Annotated in this window: 19 protein-coding genes and 1 pseudogene; 6 read left to right on the top strand and 14 right to left on the bottom strand. The window is 60.7% G+C overall.

The features are described from left to right. Nucleotide 1: 1 nt before the first annotated feature. From tssE to tssA, 5 genes are read right to left on the bottom strand one after another with little or no spacing between them, the layout of a single operon-like run. Nucleotides 2-757 carry a type VI secretion system baseplate subunit TssE gene (gene tssE / locus M729_RS0124745; protein ID WP_013525306.1) on the bottom strand — a complete coding sequence of 252 codons (756 nt, stop codon included), beginning with the start codon at nt 755-757 and terminating at the stop codon, nt 2-4. Next, nucleotides 744-1202 carry an Hcp family type VI secretion system effector gene (locus M729_RS0124740; RefSeq protein ID WP_013525307.1) on the bottom strand — a complete coding sequence of 153 codons (459 nt, stop codon included), beginning with the start codon at nt 1200-1202 and terminating at the stop codon, nt 744-746. The genes tssE and M729_RS0124740 overlap by 14 nt, the downstream gene beginning before the upstream one ends. 46 nt (nt 1203-1248) lie before the next feature. Beyond that, nucleotides 1249-2754 (bottom strand): type VI secretion system contractile sheath large subunit, encoded by a 1506-nt coding sequence (tssC, locus tag M729_RS0124735; protein WP_024504477.1) that lies wholly within the window; start codon nt 2752-2754, stop codon nt 1249-1251. 2 nt (nt 2755-2756) lie between these two features. Further along, on the bottom strand, nt 2757-3296 hold the full coding sequence (gene tssB, locus M729_RS0124730) for a type VI secretion system contractile sheath small subunit (RefSeq protein ID WP_013525309.1): 540 nt from the start codon (nt 3294-3296) through the stop codon (nt 2757-2759). 6 nt (nt 3297-3302) lie between these two features. Further along, nucleotides 3303-4475: a type VI secretion system protein TssA gene (gene tssA / locus M729_RS0124725; RefSeq protein WP_013525310.1), complete on the bottom strand. Its 1173-nt coding sequence runs from the start codon at nt 4473-4475 to the stop codon at nt 3303-3305. 327 nt (nt 4476-4802) lie between these two features. Here tssA and tssH point away from each other — a divergent pair, with 327 nt between their 5' ends. The 3 genes from tssH (at nt 4803) to M729_RS1000000137630 (ending at nt 8753) form a co-directional block, all read left to right on the top strand. Further along, entirely contained in the window at nt 4803-7568 is a 2766-nt protein-coding gene (tssH, locus tag M729_RS0124720; RefSeq protein WP_027163185.1) for a type VI secretion system ATPase TssH, read from the top strand. A gap of 370 nt (nt 7569-7938) precedes the next feature. After that, the gene (locus M729_RS1000000138950) at nt 7939-8190 is read left to right on the top strand and encodes a hypothetical protein (protein ID WP_164753874.1); all 252 of its coding nucleotides are present in this window, start codon (nt 7939-7941) and stop codon (nt 8188-8190) included. Next, complete coding sequence (locus M729_RS1000000137630) at nt 8187-8753, top strand: hypothetical protein (RefSeq protein ID WP_348626678.1); 567 nt, start codon at nt 8187-8189, stop codon at nt 8751-8753. Before M729_RS1000000138950 ends, M729_RS1000000137630 begins: the two co-directional genes overlap by 4 nt. On the opposite strand, the pseudogene M729_RS1000000137625 reads toward M729_RS1000000137630, so the two are convergent. Beyond that, nucleotides 8678-8860 (bottom strand): annotated as a pseudogene (locus M729_RS1000000137625) (helix-turn-helix domain-containing protein); the annotation flags it as partial. The gene M729_RS1000000137630 and the pseudogene M729_RS1000000137625 overlap by 76 nt on opposite strands. A gap of 458 nt (nt 8861-9318) precedes the next feature. On the opposite strand from M729_RS1000000137625, the gene M729_RS0124700 reads away from it, so the two are divergent. Next, the gene (locus M729_RS0124700) at nt 9319-9519 is read left to right on the top strand and encodes a hypothetical protein (protein ID WP_013525315.1); all 201 of its coding nucleotides are present in this window, start codon (nt 9319-9321) and stop codon (nt 9517-9519) included. Between the two features lie 410 nt (nt 9520-9929). Beyond that, nucleotides 9930-12566: an EAL domain-containing protein gene (locus M729_RS0124690; protein WP_027163183.1), complete on the top strand. Its 2637-nt coding sequence runs from the start codon at nt 9930-9932 to the stop codon at nt 12564-12566. 261 nt (nt 12567-12827) lie between these two features. On the opposite strand, the gene M729_RS0124685 is transcribed toward M729_RS0124690, so the two are convergent. Continuing rightward, entirely contained in the window at nt 12828-13034 is a 207-nt protein-coding gene (locus M729_RS0124685) for a hypothetical protein (RefSeq protein WP_245265372.1), read from the bottom strand. Nucleotides 13035-13270: 236 nt separating this feature from the next. Between M729_RS0124685 and M729_RS0124680 the strand changes: the two genes are divergently transcribed. After that, nucleotides 13271-15484, top strand: coding sequence for an EAL domain-containing protein (locus M729_RS0124680; RefSeq protein ID WP_050596337.1), 2214 nt, complete (start codon nt 13271-13273; stop codon nt 15482-15484). 202 nt (nt 15485-15686) lie between these two features. Here the strand turns inward: M729_RS0124680 and M729_RS01000000135720 are convergent, their stop codons facing one another. The 7 genes from M729_RS01000000135720 to M729_RS01000000135715 all read right to left on the bottom strand — a co-directional run bounded on the left by M729_RS01000000135720 (nt 15687) and on the right by M729_RS01000000135715 (nt 24277). Continuing rightward, nucleotides 15687-17606, bottom strand: coding sequence for a hypothetical protein (locus M729_RS01000000135720; RefSeq protein ID WP_245267627.1), 1920 nt, complete (start codon nt 17604-17606; stop codon nt 15687-15689). 56 nt (nt 17607-17662) lie between these two features. Continuing rightward, nucleotides 17663-18757 carry a sn-glycerol-3-phosphate ABC transporter ATP-binding protein UgpC gene (ugpC, locus tag M729_RS0124670; protein WP_013525320.1) on the bottom strand — a complete coding sequence of 365 codons (1095 nt, stop codon included), beginning with the start codon at nt 18755-18757 and terminating at the stop codon, nt 17663-17665. A 12-nt stretch (nt 18758-18769) separates the two neighbouring features. Continuing rightward, entirely contained in the window at nt 18770-19618 is an 849-nt protein-coding gene (locus M729_RS0124665) for a carbohydrate ABC transporter permease (protein WP_013525321.1), read from the bottom strand. Continuing rightward, complete coding sequence (locus tag M729_RS0124660) at nt 19618-20559, bottom strand: sugar ABC transporter permease (RefSeq protein WP_013525322.1); 942 nt, start codon at nt 20557-20559, stop codon at nt 19618-19620. The genes M729_RS0124665 and M729_RS0124660 overlap by 1 nt, the downstream gene beginning before the upstream one ends. A gap of 104 nt (nt 20560-20663) precedes the next feature. Further along, a complete protein-coding gene (locus M729_RS0124655; RefSeq protein WP_024504468.1) occupies nt 20664-22319 on the bottom strand; it encodes an extracellular solute-binding protein in 1656 nt (551 codons plus the stop codon). Between the two features lie 114 nt (nt 22320-22433). Further along, nucleotides 22434-23465 (bottom strand): NAD(P)-dependent oxidoreductase, encoded by a 1032-nt coding sequence (locus M729_RS0124650; RefSeq protein ID WP_245267626.1) that lies wholly within the window; start codon nt 23463-23465, stop codon nt 22434-22436. Nucleotides 23466-23500: 35 nt separating this feature from the next. After that, nucleotides 23501-24277 (bottom strand): aldolase/citrate lyase family protein, encoded by a 777-nt coding sequence (locus tag M729_RS01000000135715; RefSeq protein WP_050596335.1) that lies wholly within the window; start codon nt 24275-24277, stop codon nt 23501-23503. Nucleotides 24278-24289: the final 12 nt, after the last annotated feature.

The following is a 24289-nucleotide window of genomic DNA, read 5'->3' as shown; positions in this document are numbered from 1 at the left end:
CTCAGGCCTCCCCAATTTCGGTCCGCGCCAAACCGTTGTCGAGATTGATCGTGGTGCGCAGGCGCATGCGTTCGGGAGTCGGGGTCATGATCAGAACGGCGTCTATCTCGATCTTCAGGCCGACGGTGTTGTCGCCAAGCGTGACCGTTACCTTTGTTGCGCTTTCCTTCAGGCGGGGCTCGAAGGTCGCGAGCACCATGCGGATCTCACGTGCCAACACCTCGCGATCGAAGTCGCGCGACGAGCGGCCCGAGAAGGAGGGCACGCCGTAATTGACCACGCTGCGGCGGACCTCCGGGAAATCGGCAAGCGAAGGGGGATTGTCCGCAACCTGTTCATTTTCCAGGTCGGAAAGAAGCGGCGTCGCCTCGAAGCGCTCTGTGTTGAAGAGCGCCTCGATGTCACGCCGTACCGCTTCCCTGAGCACGCGCGCCGATACCACCACGCCACGGCTTTCGATTTCGACGCGGTGCTGGGTCTGAACGGCCAACCGATGCAGACGGCGTTTCTGATCCGGTGTCAGTACCACATCGGCGTCGATGGCACGCGTGCTGCCGGCAACGAGTGTGTCGAGACGGTCCGCGCCAAGCTCGTCGAGCAGGACATGGCGCAGCCCGTCTATTTCCGAGGTCAGGCCCGGCAGATCATTGACGAGACGATCCCAAAGCGACGGCTGGACGGCTTCGCTTTTCGCCCGCAAGCTGCCAGTGGTCTGCTGCATGCCCGCGCCGGGTCGCCGAACCTCACTTGCCGACATAGACATCCATTTCGGCTTCATCATTGCCGTCATAGACGAATTTGATCTTCTTGTAGGCGAAGCTGACCTCTTCCTGGATCAGGTCTTCCTCATCCTCGGCCTGCGACATGTCGTATTCCATGATCGAGGCGTCGGTGAGGGTAACGACCAGGTAATCCTTGGTCTCGCCATCGATGGTCCGGCGGGCCGAGAACACCACCTCATCAAGGGCCTTGTTTTCGAACAAAGCCTTTTTCAGATAGGGCGATGATTTGTCGTAGTGCTTGGTGAATTTGATCATCCCCATGGAGACGCGGCCACGGCGTGACAGCGAATTGGGATCATAAGGTGCGACCATCTTGTAGTCGACGCCATGGATTTCAATCTCGTCATCGTGGCCGTCGCGGGTGCTGGGGCCTTTGATATCGGGAACCTTCAGGAAGCCATCAATCTTCGTAGTCGGCATTGTGTTTCTCCACCGCTTTCAAAAAACCAGGTTGTCGTTGCTGCGATCAAGTCTTAACGGACGGTAGTTCCGAGACCAGTCGGAGCGACGCATTGATGCCCTCCAGCTGGTAATGCGGGCGCAGATAGAAGCGGGCATTATAATAGCCCGGCCGCCCCTCCACGCTGTCCACCTGGACCTCGGCGGCGGCAAGCGGGCGCTTGGCGCGCGCCTTGTCGTCGGCAAAGGCCGGGTTGGCCAGCACGTATCGATTGATCCACTCGGTCAACCAGATCTGCATGTCGGCGCGCTCCTTGAACGAGCCGACCTTGTCGCGCGCGATCGCCTTGAGGTAGTGCGCAAAGCGCGAGACCGGGAACAGGTAGGGCAGGTTGGCGCTCAGCCGCTCGTTCGACTGTGCATCGGGGTCGACCAGCCGCCCCGCCCGCGTTTCGTCGTCCTGCAGCGAGTGTGCTCCGATGAAGGCCGCGAGATCGGTATTCTTCCGGTGCAGGATGGGCATCAAGCCAAGCTTGGCCAGTTCCGCCTCGCGCCGGTCGTCGATGGCGACTTCCGTGGGACATTTCATCGCGATCGAGCCATCATCGGTCGGGAAGCTATGCACCGGCAGGTTGAGCACCGTGCCACCATTCTCGACGCCGCGGATCTGCGTGCCCCAGCCGAAAAGCTTGTGACTGCGGTTGATGTTGACGCCCATCGGGAAGGCGGCGTTCATCCAGACATATTTGTTGTGATCGCCCTCCACCTCTTCCTCGAAGGTGAAACCCTTCACCGGAACGGTATCGGTGCCGTAGGGCAGCCGCGCCAGGACGCGGGGCATGGTCAGGCCGATGTAGCGAGCGTCCTCACTCTCGCGCAACGACTGCCACGAGGCATAGGCGGGGTTGGAGACGATCTGCTGCAGGTCTTGCGGGTTCGGCAGTTCCTGCCAGCTGTCCATGCGAAATAGGCGCGGCGAAGCGGCCGCGATAAACGGCGTATGCGCGGAAGCGCAGATGCCGGAGATGTTGCGCAGCAGGCCGACGTCACGTGGGTGATTGGAGAACTCGTAGGCGCCGATCACGCAGCCGATTGGTTCGCCGCCAAGCATCGAATACTCGTCTGTGTAGACTTTCTTGAAGATCGGGCTCTGGTCCCACATCTGACCTTCATAGTCTTCAAGCGTATCGGCCAGCTGCTCTTTGGAGATGTTCATCACCCGGATCTTCAGCTTCTGATCCGTCTCGGTGTTGTTGACGAGATACCACAGCCCTCGCCATGTGCCTTCCATCTCACGCACTTCCGGCGCGTGCAGGATTTCGTTGACCTGTGTCGTCAGCATCTTGTCAATGCCGGCGATCAGCGACTTGATCGATTTGATGGCATTGGAAGAGATGGTCGTGGTGTCGGAACGGGACTGCGCCGCGAGCGCGAGATTGCGCACGAGCTGTTGCAGCTTCTCGCTGTCGTCCTTCTTGACCTTGAAATCTTTTTCGAGGAGTCCGCTGAATTCATCGAGGTTTATGGCTTCGGCCTCCGCGGCGACTGAGGCGGTCTTTTGCTGTTCGGCCATGATCATTCCCCAACCTTGTCGTCGTCGGCCAGCGCCTGGCTGGCAATCTTGCCAAGAAGCGGTTCGTTGTTCAGAAGCTGCGCGATGCGCTTTTCAGCATCGACACGGCCATCCATGAAGCCGAGCAATTCCTCGAGTTGTCGACGCATCTTGAGGATCTCGGCCAGTTGCGGAACTTGCTCGGCAATCTTGTCGGGGGCGAAATCACCCATCTTGGAAAATGTAAGATCGAGCGCCAGTTCCTCGTCACGCTCCTGGCCCTCGGCCTGCGGCAGCGTGTTCTTCACCCGCGCTTTGACGCGGGGGCCGAGCGCCTCCATGAATTTTGGGAAGCGGTTCGCGTCGGTCTCGACAAAGGAGCGGTCCAGCACCGACTTTGACGCTTCCTTGGTTTGCGAAGCACCGGCAAGGTCGGCCATCACGCCCATGACAAACGGCAGTTCGATCGTCGTCGGGCTGCCGTAGGTTTCCACATCGTAGGCGATCTGCACCCGCGGCGCGCGATTTCGTTCGATGACCTTGGCTTTGCTTTCGGCTGGCATGTGTTGTTACCTTTCATCCTTCTGAGCCGTCTTCTTGGCATCGGGAACGCCGGCCAGCAGCCTGAACTCCTTCAGCCCCGAAGGGGCGAGATCTTCCATCAGTTCAACGAAATCCATGTGCACCATCCGACGGACCCGCCGAGCCAGGTGCGGAATTGGGCTCGACGGTTCGGTACGGTCATAGAAGGCGACGACCAGGTCGAGGCATTTCACCACGTCGTCGCGCGAGGAGATCCGGTCGGGGAGTCCCGTGCTCGAGTCCGCATAGCTTGCCATACTTGCCATAGCATCGGCTCCATGACCGTTTCGAGCAGGCGTTGCCAGTTCCGTCGGCACCGCCTGCGTGGCTGCGCCATTCGTCACCGCGCCGGCCGCTGAATTCCGTTCAAGTGTCGTCAGCAAACGCTGCAGGAACCGTTTTAAGTCCGGAACGGGAGTGCCGCTGCCCTCGAGACGAGCGTTGAGCGCAGTCTCGAGCGCATCCAGTGCCGTGATCGTCGCCCGGGCGTCGGCGATGAGCTGGACCATCTCCGCATTGGCCTGATCGATCTGTGCCGCACATGCGGCACGCACCCGATTCAAGAGTTGTCCGTGCGCACTGACCAGCTGCGCTTTTTCCGCCGCATTCAGCCCCGAGGCGGCTTCCTGGAGCATGACGCGATCGTCGAGCGCACCCTTCTCCAGGTCCTTGCCCTGAACCGGGCCGATTGCGCGCGGCGCGAAGAACGTCATTTGCCGCAGATTCGCCAACAACCCGTCCTGACCATTCTGCAGGTCGATCAGCGCGTTGATACGGCGCAAGGCGGCATCGCGCGGCGAAGCGTTGGGCCGCATAGCCGGATGCATGGTGTCCCAATGCTGATCGAAGGTCTGCGCGATCAGCGTCAGACCTTGCGCCAATCCGGCCAGCCCGTCTTCATTGGCCAGCGCGCGCGTGACGATGACAAGCAGGCGCAAGTCCCTGCCATGCGCGCGCAATTCCTCCGCCTTTGCGAGCACAGCGGGCCAGTCGACTGGAATCGTGCTTTGCGAGCCGGCCTTATTGTTGCCGTCGTGGACGACCTTGAGTTGGGCTTCGGTCAGGCGCTCCAACTCATGGAAAGCCGGGTCGTTGCGCAAATCTTCCCCGGACGGATTCTCACCGTCTAGCGAAGAAAGCCAGAGTGCGAGATCAATCACACCAACCCCCAGCGAAGGCCCTCAAACCTTATGTGACCTTACGTTATCACACCGGTGCACTTTACCACAATTCAACGAGTGCTCCAAAATTAACAGAAGCTGAACACCGCCATGAGTACCGAACTCCGTGGCGCAATTGTCAATCCGTATGAGAAATGCATCGCGCAGGGCGCGCAATTCCGCTGTTGTTTGCAGCCGGTGGTGCAAGACTTCCACAATACGAGGAAGCTGGCTGAACCAGGCATTGAGGCCTCGTCCACAACGCACTTTGTCAAGTGGCGGCATCTGTGGCAGTTTATCGGCTGGCAGATTGCAGGAGCACGTTCGATGGAACAGCGCCGGTCGTCGCAGAGCTTCAAGCGTAAGGAACTGGTCGGCAAGCTTGATCCTGTCGGGGTGCGCGCCTTCAAGGCCGCGGCCGATAGCGCCAAGCTGCGCGGCAATCCTTACGTCGAACTCGTTCACTTCATCGAGCAGCTGGTGCTTTCCGACCGCTCCGATGTGCAAATGATAATCGCCGATGCGGGACTGGATGCCAGCCGGCTCACGGCAGATATGACCCGTGCCGTCGACAAGTTGCCCTATGGCGCAACCTCGATCGAGGAATTCTCCGATCATATCTTCCATGCAATCCAGGAAGCCTGGAACCTCGCGACGCTGGAGTTCGGCGTCGAGGAAGTCCGCAGCGCCCATATTCTGCTTTCCTGCCTGAAAACCCCGGTTCTGGAAGGCCTGCTGTCGAAGATCAGCGGCGAGTTCGACAAGATCGACGCCGATGTGGTTGTCGCGCGGTTCGCCGATGTCGTGGAAGGTTCGCTCGAAGGCGGCGCAGCCATCGCGGTTCCCGCGGCTGAAACGCCGAAGCGGACCATGGGCGGAGATTCGGCCTTGGCGAAATTCGCCACCGATCTGACCCAACGCGCCCGCGAGGGCAAGATCGATCCGGTCGTCGGCCGCGATCCGGAGATCCGGCAGATAGTCGACATCCTGATGCGGCGTCGGCAAAACAACCCGATCCTGACCGGCGAGGCCGGGGTCGGCAAGACGGCGGTCGTTGAGGGCTTTGCCTTGCGTATCGCTCAGGGCGATGTGCCGCCCACGCTGCAAGGCGTCAGCGTGCGCATGCTCGATGTCGGATTGATGCAGGCGGGCGCCAGCGTGAAGGGCGAATTCGAAAAACGGCTGAAGGCTGTGATCGACGAGGTTCAATCGTCCGAAACGCCGGTCATCCTGTTCATCGACGAGGCCCACACCTTGATTGGCGCCGGCGGTGCTGCCGGAACCGGTGATGCCGCCAATCTCTTGAAGCCGGCGCTGGCACGGGGCGAACTTCGCACCATCGCCGCAACGACCTGGGCCGAATATAAGCAGCACATCGAGAAAGACCCGGCGCTGACCCGCCGTTTCCAGGTGGTCAAGATCGACGAGCCGTCGGAGGCGGTGGCCGTTCTGATGTTGCGCGGGGTGGCAGGGGTTCTGGAGCAACACCACAAGGTGCAGATACTCGACGAGGCGATCGAGGCAGCAGTCGGCCTGTCGCATCGCTACATCCCGGCACGGCAACTGCCTGACAAGGCGGTGAGCCTCCTCGACACCGCCTGCGCCCGTGTCGCCATATCGCAGCATGCTACGCCAGCCGAGGTCGAGGACATCATGCGCCGCCGCCAGGCTCTGGAGGTCGAGCGCGGCATCATCGGGCGCGAGGCCGCGATCGGCATCGAGGTGGCTGAACGGCAGGCGCGCGTCGACACCGGGCTTGCCGAAAGCGAGATCACCCTGGCTGCGGCGCAGCAGCGTTGGGATCGTGAAAAGGTGCTCGTCGCCGAGATACTCGAACTGCGCGCCAGGCTGCGCGGCGAGGGTGTGGCGCTCGATGCGGCCACCGTTGGGGCCGATGCCGAACCGGCAGCGGCGAACGCAGAAAAGACCAAGGTAGCGGAGTCGTCAGAGACTGAGCCGCCCAAGGCCGCCCAGACGGACGCGGAGACACAGGCCGCTGCCGATCCTGCCGCCGATCTCGCCCGATTGCGCGCACTGATGGCCGAATTGGCAGCGGCACAAGGCGAGACACCGCTGATTCTGCCCTCGGTTGACCGCAATGCAGTGGCCGCCGTGGTCCAGGACTGGACCGGGATCCCGACCGGACGGATGCTGTCCAGCCAGACCGAAAAGGCGCTCAAGCTCGCCGCCACGCTTTCGGAACGGGTCGTCGGCCAGGATCACGCCATGGAGATGATCGCCAAACGCGTGCAGACCAGCCGCGCCGGGCTTGGCGCGCCTGAAAAGCCGGTCGGGGTCTTCCTGCTTTGCGGCCCCTCGGGCGTCGGCAAGACCGAAACGGCATTGGCGCTGGCCGAAACGCTTTACGGTGGCGAGCAGAACCTGATCTCCATCAACATGTCCGAGTTCCAGGAGGCGCACACCGTCTCGACACTGAAGGGCGCACCGCCCGGCTATGTCGGCTACGGCAAGGGCGGCATCCTGACCGAAGCGGTGCGCAGAAAACCCTATTCGGTGATCCTGCTCGACGAGGTCGAGAAGGCGCATCCCGACGTCCACGAAATCTTCTTCCAGGTCTTCGACAAGGGCATGATGGACGACAGCGAGGGCCGCCGGATCGATTTCAAGAACACCCTGATCCTGCTCACCTCGAATGTCGGCTCCGAAGTTATCATGGACCGCACAAGGAATGGCACGCTGCGGACCGGGCTCGACGATCTGGATACCGCCTTGCGCAGCCCATTGCTGAAGGTCTTCCCGGCTGCCTTCCTTGGCCGGGTGGTGACCATTCCTTACTATCCGCTCTCTGATTCGATGATCGAAGCGATCACTGGCCACCAGTTCGCCAAGATCGCTCGCCGGTTGCGGGCAACCAACGATGCGGAACTGGTGATCGGCGACGGTGTCATGGATCTGGTCAAGGCCCGCTGCACCGAGATCGAATCCGGCGGGCGGATGATCGATGCCATCCTGACCAACACGCTGCTGCCGGAACTGAGCCGCGGCGTGCTTAACCGGTCGCTCGAGGGCGAAAAGATGACCAAAGTCACCGTCGGCGCCTCCAAGGAAGGTTTCACTTATTCCTTCGAGTAGGTTCTGATCGTGTAGAACCTCGTCGCCCTCGGCTGCCGGCCCGCTATTCGCGATCCCCCGTGGCGCCGCAATTCGAGAGGTGGCGGTCTTGCCCGTGCGCGAGAACGACGTGCGCAGCCGGTAGCGGATCGTCCCCGACAGCACCGGCCCGCCGGTAGCATCGCGCCTGGGCTTGAAAGAAGCTCACTGGCTTATCCGATGTCGCCTAGACGCAAATTCCGCAGGCAATCCCGAAGGAGATCAACAGGGCGGGCGAGATGGGTAAGCGGTGCAGGGATTGGCTGGGCCTCTTTGTTGCAGACCCGCCCAAAACCTCCTGCAACCGGATCGGTTCGACATAAAATATTTACCGTGTTGGCATGGTTTACGAATGGTTTCGCGGGCCATCCACCTCATGGCCGCTTTGGCTTTGGCCGGACCGGTTAAGGTTGAGCCGGATGATTTGACCGGCTGCGAAACTCCTCGCAAATTCCTCGTTGTCGAAAAGCTGTTGGGTGGTCACGCCATCCTCGATGATCTGCACCGCCCATTGGCCGTCTATGTGTTCTACCCGAACACCGTCCTTCTGATCGTCGCCCACGCCCGCACTCCCACACAACGATGTGGGAAAAAAACCATGTGATCGGCAATCCAGCAAGTCACAAAACCGTACGAATCCGGCCGCTGGTTAACTTTGTAAAAGCGTCGAAATTTTCGCAAATGCCCGCACCCGCAGGAAACCAATTTTGGAAGGCCCGTAGCTCACACGGCCGCAGCCCGATCATCATCGATCCAGAGAAGCTGTGGACGGCATGTTGCGAGTACTTCGAATGGGTCGACGCGCACCCGCTCTATGAGGCCAAGCCCTTTGCGTATCAGGGCGAGGTGAAGATAGAGAACGTGGCGAAGATGCGCGCCATGACGATTTCACCAGCCAGGTCGAGGAAATCATCCGCACCCAGAAGTTCGAATCGGAACTCACCGGCAAAGACGGCGAACCGTTGCCGCTGGTTCCCGTGGTCAATGTCACAGTCCGCAGTTCTTGACCTGGAGCTGCATCCCAAGCAGGGGATAGCATTCAACACCGAAGCGACCGAAACGCTGTATGGTGGCGCGGCCGGCGGCGGCGGCTCCTCATCATGGCGCCGATTGCTCGGTCGGCCGCGCTCCTTCGACACCAGCCCGCCGGCGCCGTCCTGGTCATAGGCTTGCAACAGCCGGTGAACCTGACTGCGGCTGAGATGAAGAAGCTCCGCCGCCTGGACGCTCAGCCGCCGGTCGCGGATCTTCTGGATGGCTTCAAGACGATGCAGCTCTTTTTTGCGACAAGGTGATCAAAGGCATGCCGGCTCCGCAATACGCCCGGTCTCACGCCAGGCAGTGTGAAGTCGTCAGCCTTCCTTTCCAGCTTCGAGTTGGCCAGAGCATGAGCTGTGAAAGTCGGGGACTGTCGCATCTCTAAATTGCTCAAGTGTCGCATCTCTATATAACTGCTACATCCAGAAGTCGCATAACATACATTATGGAACATGAAATTATGATTTGAAATCAATGTGTTGGTAAAATTTATCGGCTGTTAGCCACCCGCTCCATCATGCTTTCGCCGCACAAGAAAAGCAAAATGCGTTTCATCGTTGGGCCACCGGGCCCCTTTTGTTGCGAATAGCTGCTTTGTGCCGCGAGGACCTTGGGAAGCTATTTCCTTTCGAAAAAACAGATTTTTCCTTTCGGGTAGAGGTTGGGATATGATTGCGCGACAGGAGTGCGATCTATGCAGAGTTTCACCGTCGAGCTGATACGCGACGGCAAAGCTGTGGAACGTGCCGAGGTTCAGGCCGAAAATGTTGTTGAAGCTGCGAAGACGTGGGGACCAGTAACCATCCCGTACGCCGAAGAGCCTGACATCGGCGAATGGATCAGGGTAACGCACCCTTGCGGCAGCACGACAAGTTGGTTCGAGCCGGATCGTTAAGCGCGGCCAATTTAGAGCTCACTGGCCAGGATGCGTCAGGGCTGTGGGTAAGAGCCGTGACGAACGTCACGGCGTCGGGATCATAGCAGAAGATGGACGGATGACCCGGTGCGAACCAGCGATGACAGCATGTAGTAGGCTAATCCATCTTCCTGATGTCGATCTCGCCCCTCCCCTCTCCCAGGCTGTCCGTCTCGCTTTCCCTACCCTTCTTCCGCCCGAGCAGGACGACCCTGCTGTTCGGCGCAGCAGGACTGGCCGGCACAGGCCCAACGGTACTACGCGCAGCGCCCAAGCGCAGCCTTTCGAAACTTGGTGGCACAGACCAGAAGCTTTTATGCAGATTGGAAGTCCAAATTTAAACAGTTCATCCTACGTTGGCCGATGGGCTTTTTGTCAAGGAAACGCAATTGAGCCGGTCGGGCAGAACGGATTTTGACTTTGATGGTGCAAGAAAGGCGGTTTTTTCGACCGCCAACTTGCCGGCGGCAATTGCGTTGGCCGTGCTTGTGATCTGCGCGGTCCTTGCGGACTTGCAGAACACGAAAGTGTCCGATCAACTCGCGCGCGCCGAAGTCCAGGCCAAGGTCAACATCATAAGGGCCAAGCTCGAAGGCAATGTAAACGGTAATCTCCAGCTTGTTCAGGGCCTCGTCTCGGCCATAGTTACAGAGCCGTACATGGGACAGCAGAGATTTGCGTCCCTGGCAAGCAACCTGTTCCGACAGAGATCGCAACTGCGCAACATCGCCGGTGCGCCCGATCTCGTCATCTCGCTGATGTACCCGATGGAAGGCAACCAGAAGGCGATCGGGCTCGATTACCGCAAGAGCGAGGCGCAACGGACGGCGGCGCTTCGCGCGCGAGACCTCGGCGTTCTTGTGTTGGCAGGCCCCGTCGACCTGGCCCAGGGAGGGCGGGGCTTTGTCGGGCGCATTCCCGTCTTTGTGCCGACGGCGGGCGGCGGCAGCCGATTCTGGGGCATCCTCTCCGCTGTCATCGATGTCGATCAGCTTTACGCGGCGAGCGGCTTGAATGACCCCGGGATTGATATTGATGTCGCCCTGACGGGGACCGACGCGCTTGGCGGTGGCGGCAAAAAATTCTTCGGGGGAGACAATGTCCTCGCCGGCAAGCCGGTGTCGGCCGATGTGCAACTGCCTTCGGGCTCCTGGCTGATTTCGGCTATACCGAAGGGAGGCTGGCCGGCCATTCCGAACAATGCGTGGATGTTGCGGGGGCTCATAGCCTTTGCCGGCGCGCTGGTGGTGCTGCCGATCCTGGTGGCCGGGCGACTGTTCGGCGAACGACAGAAAAACTATGCCGAGCTCAGACGTCTGTCTGGCCGCCTTGAGTTGGCCCTGGAAGCTTCTGGAATTGGCGTGTGGGAGCACGACCTGGCCACAAAAGAACTGCTATGGGACGACCGCGTCAACCAGATCTACGGCAAGCCAGCCGATGGCAAACCGCGCGGTTATGAAGACTGGGCGATGGCCATTCATCCCGAAGATTTTGACAGGGCGCGCCAGGAGTTCGACGCGGCCGCCGAGAGGGAGGGACCGTATTCTTCGCAATATCGAGTCCTGCTAGCGGACGGTACCACGCGCCACGTGCGCACGCGCGCAGCCTTCTTCCAGGACATCGGCGGCACGCCGAAGATGATCGGCGCCGAGTGGGACGTCACCAGCGACGTGCTGCTCAATGAGACGCTCATTCGAGAGCGCCAGCTGTCGGAATCGAAAAATGCCGAACTCAAGGTCGCAAAGGCGCATGTAGAGCATGTTGCGCTGCACGACCCGCTGACCGGCCTGCCCAACCGCCGCTATCTCGATGAGTTGCTTGCCGAAAAAAGCGTAACGGGGACCCGCACAGCGCTGCTGCATCTGGACCTCGACCGCTTCAAGCAGATCAACGATACACTCGGCCACGCAGCCGGTGACGCCATGCTGGTGCACGCCTCCAAGGTCATCAAGGTCAACACGGGTCCCGGTGATTTTGTTGCACGCATCGGCGGTGACGAGTTCGTCGTGGTGAGCCATGGACGTGATGACAAGCAACTTTCCGCGCTCGGCGACCGCATCATCACGCAGATGCGCCGACCGGTCGATTTTCAGGGCAACCCGTGCCGGTTCGGGGTGAGCATCGGAATTGCCGCCGGAACCGACGCCAAGCAACTGCTCGTCAACGCCGACCTCGCTCTTTACCGGGCGAAAGGAAGCGGTCGCAACCGACACGAATTCTTTGACGAAGAGCTGCAAAGCGAGATCGTGCGGACCAAGCAAATTGCCGACGAAATCCTGGGCGGGTTGGAGCGCGCCGAATTCACAACATACTATCAGCCGCAGTTCGACGCCAGGACACTTGAGATCGTCGGGGTCGAGGCGTTGTCGCGTTGGAAGCATCCCGAACGCGGCATCCTGGCCCCACAAAGCTATCTCAAAGTGGCCGAAGAACTCAACGTCGTGGCAATCATCGATCGCGCTGTCCTGGAACAGGCGCTTGAGAATTTCGACCAATGGTCGAACAGCGGTCTCAAGATCCCGCACGTCTCGGTCAATGTCTCCGCCAAGCGGTTGGAGGACAAGGATCTGATCGATGGCTTGCGCAAGCTTGCCATCAGGAAGGGCACGGTGTCGTTTGAGCTGGTTGAGTCCATCTTCCTCGATGAGAATGACGACCTGGTCACCTGGAACCTGGAGCACATTAAGGAACTCGGCATCGACATCGAAATCGATGACTTCGGCACCGGCCATGCCTCGATCGTGTCCCTGCTCAAGCTGCAGCCGCGCCGGCTCAAGATCGACCGCCAACTGATCACGCCCGTCACCCAGTCGATCCCGCAGCGTCAGCTGGTCTCGTCGATCATTGAGATCGGCAAATCGCTCGGCATCGAAGTCATTGCCGAGGGTGTCGAGACGAATGATCACGCGCGCATCCTGAAGGAGCTTGGTTGCGATATTCTGCAGGGCTATGTTTTTGGCCGCCCAATGGACGCCAAGGCCTTCACGGCGTTTGCCCAATCGCGCAAATGGTTGGCCGTGGGGTAAGGTCATGCCTCGCGCGGTAAGGCAGGCAGGCCGAGCGGTTCAACCGGCGCCCAGTCGCGAATTGGCTCGAGCACACTGCACTTGCATCGGCAAACCCACCGCCACCCTTGTCCCCAAAGTGCCCGACCGGCTCTGCGTGCCGGTGAAGTGACCGAAAGCAAATTTCTCGTCAGGTCTCTCAGATCTCATAATCCGACGGTCCGGTGGCGCGGCATGGGCTGTTAGCTCCAGACAGCTGAAGATAGCCAAAAGCGTCCGGCGTTATGGGCGAAGGAGCGCGGCACCAAATTGCGCCCACAATCGATCGCAGTCATTTGCCCTGAGGCTTGGCGTTCCCGGTTCGCCGTAGAAGACCATCGCCGAACGGACATCGTAACCGAGCACCGAGGCATTGGCCACGAACTGAATTGCCATTCCCAAATTCATCGCGTTGATCCTTACCTCGGCTTTAGTGCTGAGATCGACCACGCCGAAAATTTCCGCACCCCCACTTCTGCCGGCCATAACCGTCGTCGAGAGCGCGTTCCCCAAAGCGAGTAGCATTCGTGTTCAGTCCCCGCAAAGGCCGCTCTCGAACGCGCGCGCGGCGAATTTGTTCCTTGGCAGTTCAACGCCGGGCTATCGAACTGGCCTTTTCAAACTTGCAGCTTGCCTGATGCCGCGCCTTTAACGGTCCAGCAGTTTTCTTAGCGTAAAGCAGCCTCATGACGCTGCTCCGGCATTTCGGCGAACCAACACGTCGCCTTTTTTTCAAGCGAACGGCTTTGCCCATCATTGTCGTGACGCTGCTTGTTGCGACCCTCACCACAGGCCTTTTGCTGTGGTCGGCGACCCAGTCCGATGGTGTTGCCGTGTCGCGGCAGAAAAGCTTGGTCGCCTTGATCATATCCAAGCTGGAGAGCGGAATAGCCCACGATCAGGAGAGCGTCACCGTCTGGGACGACGCGGTCAGCGCCCTGCGGAGCCAGGATGCCAAATGGGTCGACACCAATCTCGGCACCTGGATGCACACGTATTTCGGCCACGATGAGGTCTACATTCTCGATCCGAAGGACGCGCCAGTCTACGCATTCGCCGATGGATCGGCGGTGGATCCGGCGAGCTATCAATCCATACGCCCGACCACTGCGCCTCTCGTGGAGAACCTCAGGGCGAGGCTGAAACAGGGGGACACCGACGGCGTCACCGAGCAGGTGCTCACGATAGGTGCTTCCGACATGGTCGTCATCTCCGGCCATCCTGCCATTGTCAGCATCAAGCCAGTCGTTTCCGACAGCGGCCACATTGCACAAGTACCAGGTCAGGAATTCCTACACGTTGCCGTTCGCTATCTGGACGGCAGTCTGCTTGCCTCCTTGCGCCAAGACTATCTGCTCGACGACGCACACTTCTCCTGGTCAAACATGCTTAGCTCTGAAGAGGCGTCCTATCCCCTCGTCGGTCGCTCTGGTTCGACTGTCGGCTTCTTTGTGTGGCAGCCATATCGGCCCGGGGCGTTTGTCCTTTTTCAACTGGTGCCAACACTCGTGGCGGTGTTCGGACTGGTACTTGGCGGAATTATTGTAGCTCTGGCCGCTTTGCGCCGGCGGACTTTGAGGCTGATTGAGACCGAGAATCACATCTATCACCTGGCCCACTACGACCTGCTTACAGGGCTGCACAGTCGCGGCCATTTCAACAGTCGTTTGGCTGATGCGCTGACACTGCTGCCCGCGACGGGCGAGCAGCTCGCGATCCTCTATCTTGACCTCGACCGGTTCAAGCAGGTCAATGACAGCTTTGGCCACCCTGCCGGTGACGAGTTGCTCAGGGAGTTCGCAGACCGGCTGAGGCGGCTGACCCTGGAGGTGGACACGGTGGCGCGCCTGGGCGGTGACGAATTCATTATCATCCAGCGCGCGGTCGCAGGCGAGAATGAGGTCAAAACATTGTGCGAGCACTTGATCGAGTCCGCGCGCCGGCCGTTCGAGGTCGCCGGAGTTCAGGTTTTTGTCGGGGTGAGCGTCGGCGTAGCTCTTGCTCCCAGGGACGGGGTGGACCAGGTCGAGTTGGTGCGGAAAGCCGACCTCGCCCTGTATCACGCCAAAGCCGGCGGTCGCAGCGGCTATGCTCTGTTTGAACCCGAGATGGACCAGACGCTGGCAAAGCGTAAGGGTCTCGAACAGGACCTGCGCAAGGCGCTGCAAACGCCCGGCCACATCCGGGTGCATTATCAGCCGCTTTACACCGCCGACACCAACAGGATGACGGGCGTCGAAGCCCTCGCGCGCTGGTCGCACGCAGAGCGTGGTTGGGTCGCCCCTGACTTGTTCGTACCATTGGCAGAGGAAACGGGGCTCATTGAAGTTCTAGGCGAGCTGGTTCTGCGCCAGGCCTGCCTTGACGCGGTGCATTGGCCGATCGAGACCCTGGCAGTGAACGTATCGGGGTTGCAGCTGAACAATCCGAGCTTTGCCATGAAAGTGACGAGCATCTTGTTGGAAACGCAAATGGATCCACGGCGGCTCGAGCTGGAGGTTACGGAAAGCACGCTCTCCCAGCGCCCCACCGAATGCCAGCAGAACATGGCAGCGTTGCGCAGTGTCGGGGTGCGCTTTGCGCTTGACGATTTCGGTACGGGATTTTCCTCATTGGGCCGACTGCAGAGCCTGGAAGTGGACAGGATCAAGATCGATCGAAGCTTCGTGCAGGGCTTTGGCGGCTCGAACGGTGACGAGGCCATCGTTCAGGCGATTATCGACCTGGCTCGCGCGACTGGCCTCAGCACCACAGCGGAAGGGGTCGAGACCGAGAGCCAGTGCAATTATCTGCGCAAGCTCGGCTGTGACCAGCTACAAGGCTTTTTGCTTTCAAGACCGGTGCCAAAAGAGGACCTTCAGGAACTCCTCGACGGCGGATCAAGGCGGGCGACCGCATGAGAATGCGTCTATGTGATTCCCGACGGTCGACGATGCCGCACGCGGATGCAAGCAGCGAATCTTGGCGGCCTGGGACAAGGTGCGTCGACACTCCCCTGGCCAGTGACGCCTGACGATCTGTGTCACCCGCTTCGGGCCAGAGCGATTGATGCGGCTGCGCATGACGTTGGGCTCAACTCTCAACCTCAGCGCACATCGGGCTCTAGGTCGAAAATGGTAGGTCGAGATCAACTCGCGCGACGGCGTAAGCGTCAAGCGAGATGAATTGGTCATCCAGCGGTCTTGCGGTACTTTCCATGAAGTTGGGATCGGTTGCCGCCCGTTCGAACTGCTCGGCGCCAAGAAGAGCTATACGGGCACTGCTCGGCGCATCCGGAAGTTTCACAGATTGCGCCTTGGAGGTGAGGTTGGCGACCCACAGTGTCACGCGCCAATCTTTTTCAGCTGCGATCGTCGCAATGGCGTCAGCGCCGGAAGTTCCTACGGACAGCAGGGTGGCTCCGCCGAGCCTTGAGAGACCCGCCATGACATGGAAAGCGGGATAGACCGTTCGGCCGTCCTGCTGGTCATACCATGGCTGGACGAAATCAGCCTTCCTGTGGATATGGCCAAAGGGGCCGGTGAAGTCCCCTACCGCGACGGCCTCGACCCCTCCGCGAGCGCAGGCCGCGAAATAGCCGAGCGTCCATGCCGCATTGAACAGCCCGCGCTGCCGCGGATCGATGCGGCTCAGACATATGCGGGCGTTCGCTTTGTTCGGCGCGGTGCCCTTTCCGTAGGGGTTCTCGCGGCAGCCGAGCTGACTGGGACCGATGCGCAGCGGCACGCGGTCGCCCGTGAAAGCATGTGCCGAGCGTATCTGATGAGGGATAGCCTGAAGCGTTTCCATCACCGAAATATCATCCGCCGCGTGCACGCTTGGACAGGTGGTGAAGGTCACGTAGTCGAGCGCTTCGGCTGGCGGACGCTTGCGATTGAGTTCGGTGAAGTAAGCGGCCATGCCTCCGCCCAGCCCGATCCCCGGGAAAGCCCGGCGAGCGGCGGAGTAGCATTCGTGGAAGCTGGGCATGACCGGCCGCGGTGCTCCCGGCTGAACGGATTTCATGTCCTGCGCCGGAAAGACGGAGACAGCTTCCAGTTTGAGGCCGATTGTATGGACCGCATCAGCGACGGGCGCCAATTCGCCGAATGGGTCGAGCGTGCCCTTGGTGATGATCTCGAGGACCACGCCTGCGCCGGTCAGCCGTGCAAGCGCGGCGTAGCTTTCGAGTTCATCATGGCCGTGTCCGAATCGGAGATCGACTTGGCAGACCATCCACTGCGGAGCCATTCGTCGTAGAAGCTCGGGGGATTCAAGCGCGTGCCTTGCCTCGTCGCCAGCGACGCCGACGCCAACGCGAGGCACTTGGCCGACGGGTCTGCCGATCGTCAGGTCGATGAGTGGATTGCGGTTTTCAGACGCCCCGGCACGAAGCGTTCCTGACACGTGTAGCCGGACGACCTGGGTGAATTTCTGGCCCTTGGGCAGTCGGTAAGGCCACGGGCGACGCAGAGGGCGGACATAGGTTTTATAGGAAGCGTCAGACCAATTGCGTTGATCCTCCATCTCGAAGGCATCACCGTCCATGGTGCATGTGGCCCAGATCCCAGGCGCGATCTCATGCGACAACGCCCGGATATCGGTGAACGGACATTTAGGGTCGATGTGGTCCGGAAAGAGCGATAGCTCATCATGACCATCCTCATGCAGCACCTTTACCGGCTTGCCCGCCAAGGCTTCGATCGGATGAAGGACGATGAAGCCGGTCCGATTCGTCAAAAGGTCAGTCTCGGGCTCTGCCTCGGCCGCAAAAGCCAGCGCACCATCACTACTGCCCGAGATCCGTACCTGATAAACCAGGCGACCGGATGTTGCGGAACATGTTGCACGGTATGCGACGCTGAACACATCCAGCCTTTCATCGATGTGGAGATCATCGAGAACGGCTGTAGCGGTTCCCCAATTTTCGTCCCGCACAAGGAACGAGATTCCGCGCAGAATCTCAATTCCGTCAAGGCGGATGTAGCGTAACGCCCCATTGTCGAAGTCGACCGACAACGGTCCCGCGCGAAGTGTGCGCAAGGGTGGCTCGACCTGTTCGGTTCCACACAAGCGGATGGCTCGAGATGCTGCCAAGGTCAAATTGCTTGCTCCGTCGCAGCGTCAAAAATCGACGCCCGGTTCATGTTGATGTCGATCGGCAGTCTCTCGCCGGGACGGCTGACGTCGTGCGCCTGAAGCTCCGCCACCACTGGCGCGCCGGCAAGGCGGAAGGTCGCATAGCTGCGCGAGCCAGTCGGCTGCAGCAGGTCGATGGTTGCATCATAGCGCAGCGTGCCCGGCTCGGGGGTAGCAGCGTGTGCGCGTGTCAGATGTTCCGGGCGCAGCCCGAGCAGCACCGACTGCCCATCTATAGCGCCATTTAGAGTCCGCCCGGGGGCGATCGGCAGCAGACCATCGGCCAGCCGGATGGCGGCGGCGCTCCCGTCCAAAGCCAGCGTGCCCGGCAGGAAGCTCATGCGTGGGGAACCGAGAAAGCCCGCGACGAAGATCGAGGCGGGGCGCTCGAACAGTTCGAGTGGCGCGCCCTGCTGCTCGATCAACCCGTCGCGCATCAGCACGATGCGGTCAGCCAGTGTCATCGCCTCGATCTGGTCATGGGTGACGTAGATCATCGTCGTGGCGATGTCCTGGTGAAGGCGCTTGATCTCGCCGCGCATTTCGTCGCGAAGCTGGGCATCCAGATTGGACAGCGGCTCGTCGAACAGAAAGATGCGGGGGTTGCGGACTATGGCGCGGCCGATGGCGACGCGCTGACGCTGCCCACCGGATAACTGGCGTGGAAATCGCCCGAGCAAGGGGATGATGCCGAGCATACGCGCTGCCTCGGCAACGCGCGCCTCTACCTCGGGCTTCGGCATCTTGCGCGCCTTGAGACCGAAGCCGATGTTCTTCGCCACGCTCATATGTGGATAGAGCGCATAGTCTTGAAACACCATCGCCACGTCACGATCGCGCGGCCGCAAGTCATTGACCACCTCGCCGCCAATCTCGATCGTGCCTTGCGAACTCTCCTCCAGTCCTGCAATCGTCCTCAAAAGGGTACTCTTGCCGCATCCGGAGGGGCCGACCAGAACGGTGAACTCACCGTCGCGAATGTGGAGGTCAATGCCGCGCACCGCATGGAAGGCGCCGTAGCGCTTGTGCAAGCCGGTGATCCTGACTTCAGCCATGCCTGCCTCTTTCTATCCGCGAACGGCGCCGAGCGTCAGCCCGCGCACGAGATGTCGTTGAGCAAGGACTCCCAGAGCGATGGATGGCACGAGGGAAACAATGGCCAGGGCCGCCGCTTCACCATATTGCGCGCCCTGGAAGCCGATGAAGGAGCGGAATACGGTTGGCAGCGTGAACGCAGTTCGACTGGTCAAAATGAGCGCGAAGAAGAACTCCGTCCAGCAAGCGATGAAAGCGAAGACGGCCGCCGCGACGATGCCCGGGGCGGCAAGCGGCACGGCAACACGCCAGAACGCCTCCCAACGCGTGCAGCCATCGACCAGGGCCGCCTCCTCCATCGACTTCGGCATGCCGCGGAAATACGCGAACATCATCCACACCGACACCGGCAGCGTGAAGACCGTATAGGCGATGATCAGACCAATATGGGTGTCGTACAGCCCGACGCCACGATAGATAAGGAATACCGGCAGGACGATGCCGATCGGTGGCAGGAAGCGCTGTGACAGCACCCAGAAAGACAGGTGCTGGCCGCCCGTGTTGTAGCGCGCCAGACTATAAGCCATCAGCGTGCCCAACAACGCTGAAAGCACGGTGGCCGACAGCGAAATGATCAGACTGTTGATGAGCCCGTCGAGGCCGCGATAAGCGAACAGCGCAGCTTTGTAGTGTACAAGGGTCGGCTCGGCAGGGAACCAGACGGGCGGCACGGTGAGGTAGTCGTCGCTCGGCTTGATCGAGGTGTTGAACATCCAGTAGAGGGGCCACAGCACGAACACGAGGAAGAAGCCGAGCAGCAGCATGCGACCGATCGGCACCGACCGGCGTTTCCTGCGGCGGGCGGGCGCGACGGCGGCCATCAGACCGGCTCCACCTTCAAGAGCCGCCGCACCAGCAGCGTCACTACCAGCGCGGTGAAAATCAGGAATAGCCAGCTTCCGGCCGTCGCCTGCGACAGATGAAACTGGGTGAAGCCGACCGTGTAGAGATAGTAGGAAGCCGTGTAGGTTTGCGTACCCGGGCCGCCGCCGGTCATGATAAAAATGGTATCGAACATTCGGATGGCGTCAAGCAGGCGGAAGGTCAACGCCAGCAGCATCATAGACCCGAGATGCGGCAGCGTGATCGCCCAGAAGGCCTGCCAGGCATTGACGCCGTCGAGTTCCGCCGCCTCGTAGAGGTTCGGAGGGATTGCGGTAAGCCCGGCGAGCAGGACGACAAACATGAACGGAGTCCACTGCCAGACATCAGCGATGATCAGCGAGACATAAAGCCATGGGCGCTCGGTCATCCAGCCGATCGTCACCTCCTGCCCCAACAGTTGCGTCAGGATGTAGTTGGTTGGCCCGAAAGGCCGCTGAAGCAGCAGCGTCCACGCTTGGCCGACTATCACCGGGCTGATGAAAAGCGGCACGATCAGGATCGACATGACGACACCGCGCCCCGGAAAGCTGCGCACCATGGTGAGCGCCACCAGAAGGCCCAGCACGAATTCGATGGCGACGCTGATGCTCGACAGGCAGGCCGTCAGCAAGAGCGACCACCGTGCCACGGGATCGAACACCACCCGCTCGAAGTTTTTCAAGCCGACAAAGGCGTGGCCCGGCACCTGGAAGTCGTAGTTGATGAAGGACACGACCAGTGAGAACAGCAGCGGATAGATCGACAGCGCCAGTATCAACAGCACCGCGGGCGCGACCAGAAGCCATTTGAAGTGGCGGTCCGCCCACTGTGCGAGGGTCGAAAGCCGAGGCGGGGCGCCGGTGGTCGTCATGCGACTGATCGTGGTGGTGTGCGGCATCGATTTATTCCAAAGATCGCCACGCGGTTGAGCCAGGGTGTTGCGAGCAAAGCGCCCGCAACACCGGTCTGGTGCTAGAAACCCGGCTCCCCTCCAGGCGAGTCTCAGAGGGTGACTGCCATGCCAAGCTTCTCCACTGTGTTGTCAGCGGTGGCGCCGGGCAGTTTCAGGAACTCGGTGTAGAATGCCTTTTGCGACTCCATCCCGAGCCGATCGGTCGTCTCGTTCCACTCGGCGGCCGCCGTTTCCAGCGATGCTTTCGGATCCGCACCAGCCCACACTGCGGTGCACATGCGGTCGATGCTCAAGAAATAGTCCTGCGCACCTGGCATGATCGGGTCGAGCAGGCCGACATTCGCCGAGTTGTTGAGGTTGGCCAGGTACTCCTTGGCGCTCGGGAACAGTGCTCCATAGAGCTCCGACTTGAAATGCGAAATGCGGTATGGGTCGCGCAGCGCATAGGGCAACATGCAGCGCGCCAGTGAGACGGGAGGCGAGCAGGCCCACTGCATGAACAGATACGCCGCCTCCGGATTGGGCGAATCCGCCGACAGCGCCTTGTTGTAGCCGGTGGCATGTTCCGGATTGCCCGGCACGACGGCATAGCCAACCTTGCCAGCGATCTGCGACTGGGGAATGAAGTTGATCGCCGTGGCGGATTGCGAATAGTTCGCCGCCATCCGGCCGCTTGGAGGCCAGGAATAGATCATCGCAACCTTCCCCGTCAGGAATGCCGCCCAAAGGGAGACGGCGTCGAGCTCGTTGTTACCGGGGATCGAGGCCTTGTTGGCCGCGAGCATGTTCGTCAGCGTCTTGACGCCCGCATCCGACACCAAGCCGGCCTTCATGTCGTCGCCGAACAGTTTCCCGCCGTTGGCACGGTACTGCTGCAGAAAGTCGAACTGATTGCCCGGGCTGCCCGCCTTGCGGAAGTGGCCTGCACCATAAACCTTCGGTGCCATCTGGTCGGTGATGAATTGGGCGATCTGAGCATATTCCTCCCAGGTCTTCGGTGGTCCGAGCTTCGCGTTGAACTTGGTCTGGTAGGCCTCCATCATCTTCGGATCCTCGAAGATGTCCTTGCGGTAGTAGAGAGCGAACATGTCGCCGTCGTCGAAGAAGCCCCAGATCTTTCCCTTGTAGGTCGGCAGCGCCTTGTAGAGAGGATGATAGTCCTCGAGGTCTGCAGGGTTCATATATTTGGCGATATAGTCGTCGAGAGGTGCGATGACGCCGCCATCGGCGAGCGACGGTGTCCAGGCTGGCGAGATGTCGAGCACGTCATAGGCGCCTGAGCCGGCAATGTGCTCGGCGACCGCCTTGGAGTATTGATCGGGATTCGACAGTTCGACCACATTCGACTTCATGCCCGTAAGCTGCTCCCACATCGGCCCACTGAAATTGCGTGGATCGAGCGCCTGCAGGCCTGCCTCGTAGGTCATGTTGATCGTGACGCCCGCATGCGCCTTGGCCGCCTCGACCGCGCGGAAGGCGGAGCCCTCCGCCGGTCCTTCCTTAGATGCTTTCAGCGCAGCGGCCTGCGCCTGTCCCAGCGGCGACGTGGCGTCGGCCAGTTCGAGCTTCTGCTGCGCCAGCGCCCAATCGGTCATCATACCCAAAATGGGTGCAGACGCTGCCAACATACCGGTCATCTGGCCGAAGCGGGTTATGAAATTCCGGCGGGTCGTTTCGCCACGCATGAAGGCGTCGACCTCTGCTTCGAGACCGGCCTGAAAGTCACGTTTTTCACGATCGTTCATAGTGCTTGGTCCTCCCGTTTCTCATTTGCTCACTCGTCCGCAGGCGCGGCGGTCGAGCATTCCTCCCGTAAGGCCCCCGCAATGGCCGCGGCGGCGCGCCAAATTCTCGCACTCCTAGCTTCCGAAGCGGCCCGCGAAAACGGCCAGCCTATCCTTCCACCGCTCGCTCGAAAGCACCTCGCGATTGACCACACCGCGCGGCTCGCGACCATGTTGAACCTCGATTACCGCTTTGACGTCTGCAGCGCCGTTGCCGGCAAAGCACTGGTCGGTCCAGCACAATGCGTGCGGCGCAAGGATGACGTTGTCGAGTTTGAGGATTGCATCGTCAGCATCCGGCGGCTCCTGCTCCAGCACGTCGAGACCGGCGCCGGCGATACGACGCTCCCGCAGGGCTTGTGCCAATGCCTTCTGGTCGACGATCGGGCCGCGCGCTGTATTGATCAGGTATGCAGTAGGCTTCATCAGGGCGAGCCGCTCGGCATTGACGAGATGGCGCGTGTCAGGCGTCAGCGGGCAACTTACCGACAGCACGTCGGCGCGACGAAACAGATCTTCCAGTCCGACCAGCTCCACGCCTAGTTCGGCAGCGACCTTCTTGTCTGCAAATGGGTCATGGGCGATGAACCTCATATCGAAGGGCTTTGCCAGGCGAAAAACTTCGGCGCCTATGTTGCCGATGCCGAGCGACCCCAGCGTACGCCCCACGAGCCCGACACCCATATGTTGGGAGCGCTCCTGGAAGCCATGAGGTCCCTTACGGGTGAGGGCGTCCTTCGTGAACAGCTTGCCGGTGAGTGCCAACATAAAGGTGATGACGGATACGGCGACCGGCCGTCTTACCCCATCGGGCGTGATGACCAGAGCGATGCCGGCGGCAGTGCAGGCCTCGACGTCGACAGTATCGTAGCCGACGCCGAAGCGGGCAACGACGGCCAGCCGACCGCTCTTGGGGACACTCGTGGAAACGAAGCGATGAGTGAGAAGGATCAGCGCATCGAAGTCCTCAAGCTGGTCGGCGCGAAGCGGGTTATTCGATTCCAGGAATGTCATCTCGAGGCCTGGCGCCTTGCGCAGAGGCTCCAGGTCAAAGTCGGGATAGGTCAGCGAGCCGTCCGGCATGCGGAAATCACCGGAAAGCGCCACCTTGAACTTTAGGTCGCCCATTCTCTCCTCCGTTCTTACTGGCACCCGGCCCGGATTTTGGAGACCGCGTCGGCGATCGCGTCGTGCAGTATCCAGACGTCGCCCGAATAACAAATGAAGTCGAAGCCTTGTGCGTAGAACTCGTGGCCCTGCTGGACGTTGGGCACCAGGCGCCCGAGCGACTTGTTGTGCCTTTTGGCGGCGGAAACGATTTTGGCCATCGCGGCGATGAAGGTCGGGTGCGCGAAGTCGCCGGGAATGCCGAGCGAGACCGACAGATCAAAGTGACCGACCCACAGACAATCGACGCCGTCCAATCCCGCAATGCCGTCGATGTTCTTGACGCCGTCGGCGGTCTCGATCAGGCAGATGAACACCGAGCGCTGGTTGGCCGCCTCGAACTTATCTGCAACCGAGCCCGGACGGTAACGGTCATGCGCGATCTGCAGCGCCACGCCGCGAGCGCCAGCCGGATGGTATTTCATGGAATTGATGATGTGCTGCGCCTGCTCGACGGTACTCACCATCGGCGCGATTAATCCTTCGGCCCCCATATCCATGGCGCGGGCGAGGAAATGGTAGTCCTGCGATGGCACACGCACCATAACCGGCAGGTCGGCCGCCTCGAAATAGCGGATCGCGCTCTTGACCGTTTCCAGGCTGAAGCCCGAATGCTCCATATCGAAAAAGGCGAAGTCACAGCCAGCGGACTTCAGGATGTGGCCTATCCCCGGCGTCGCGAACTCGGCGACAAGGGTCCCGAGCTTGACGCGTCTGTGAGACGCTAGCGCCTTGAGACTTGGCTCCGACATGAACTTCCCTCC

The sequence above is a fragment of the Mesorhizobium sp. WSM1293 genome (assembly GCF_000513875.1).
Taxonomy (GTDB): domain Bacteria; phylum Pseudomonadota; class Alphaproteobacteria; order Rhizobiales; family Rhizobiaceae; genus Mesorhizobium; species Mesorhizobium ciceri.
This window is presented reverse-complemented; position numbering and strand designations above follow the sequence as displayed.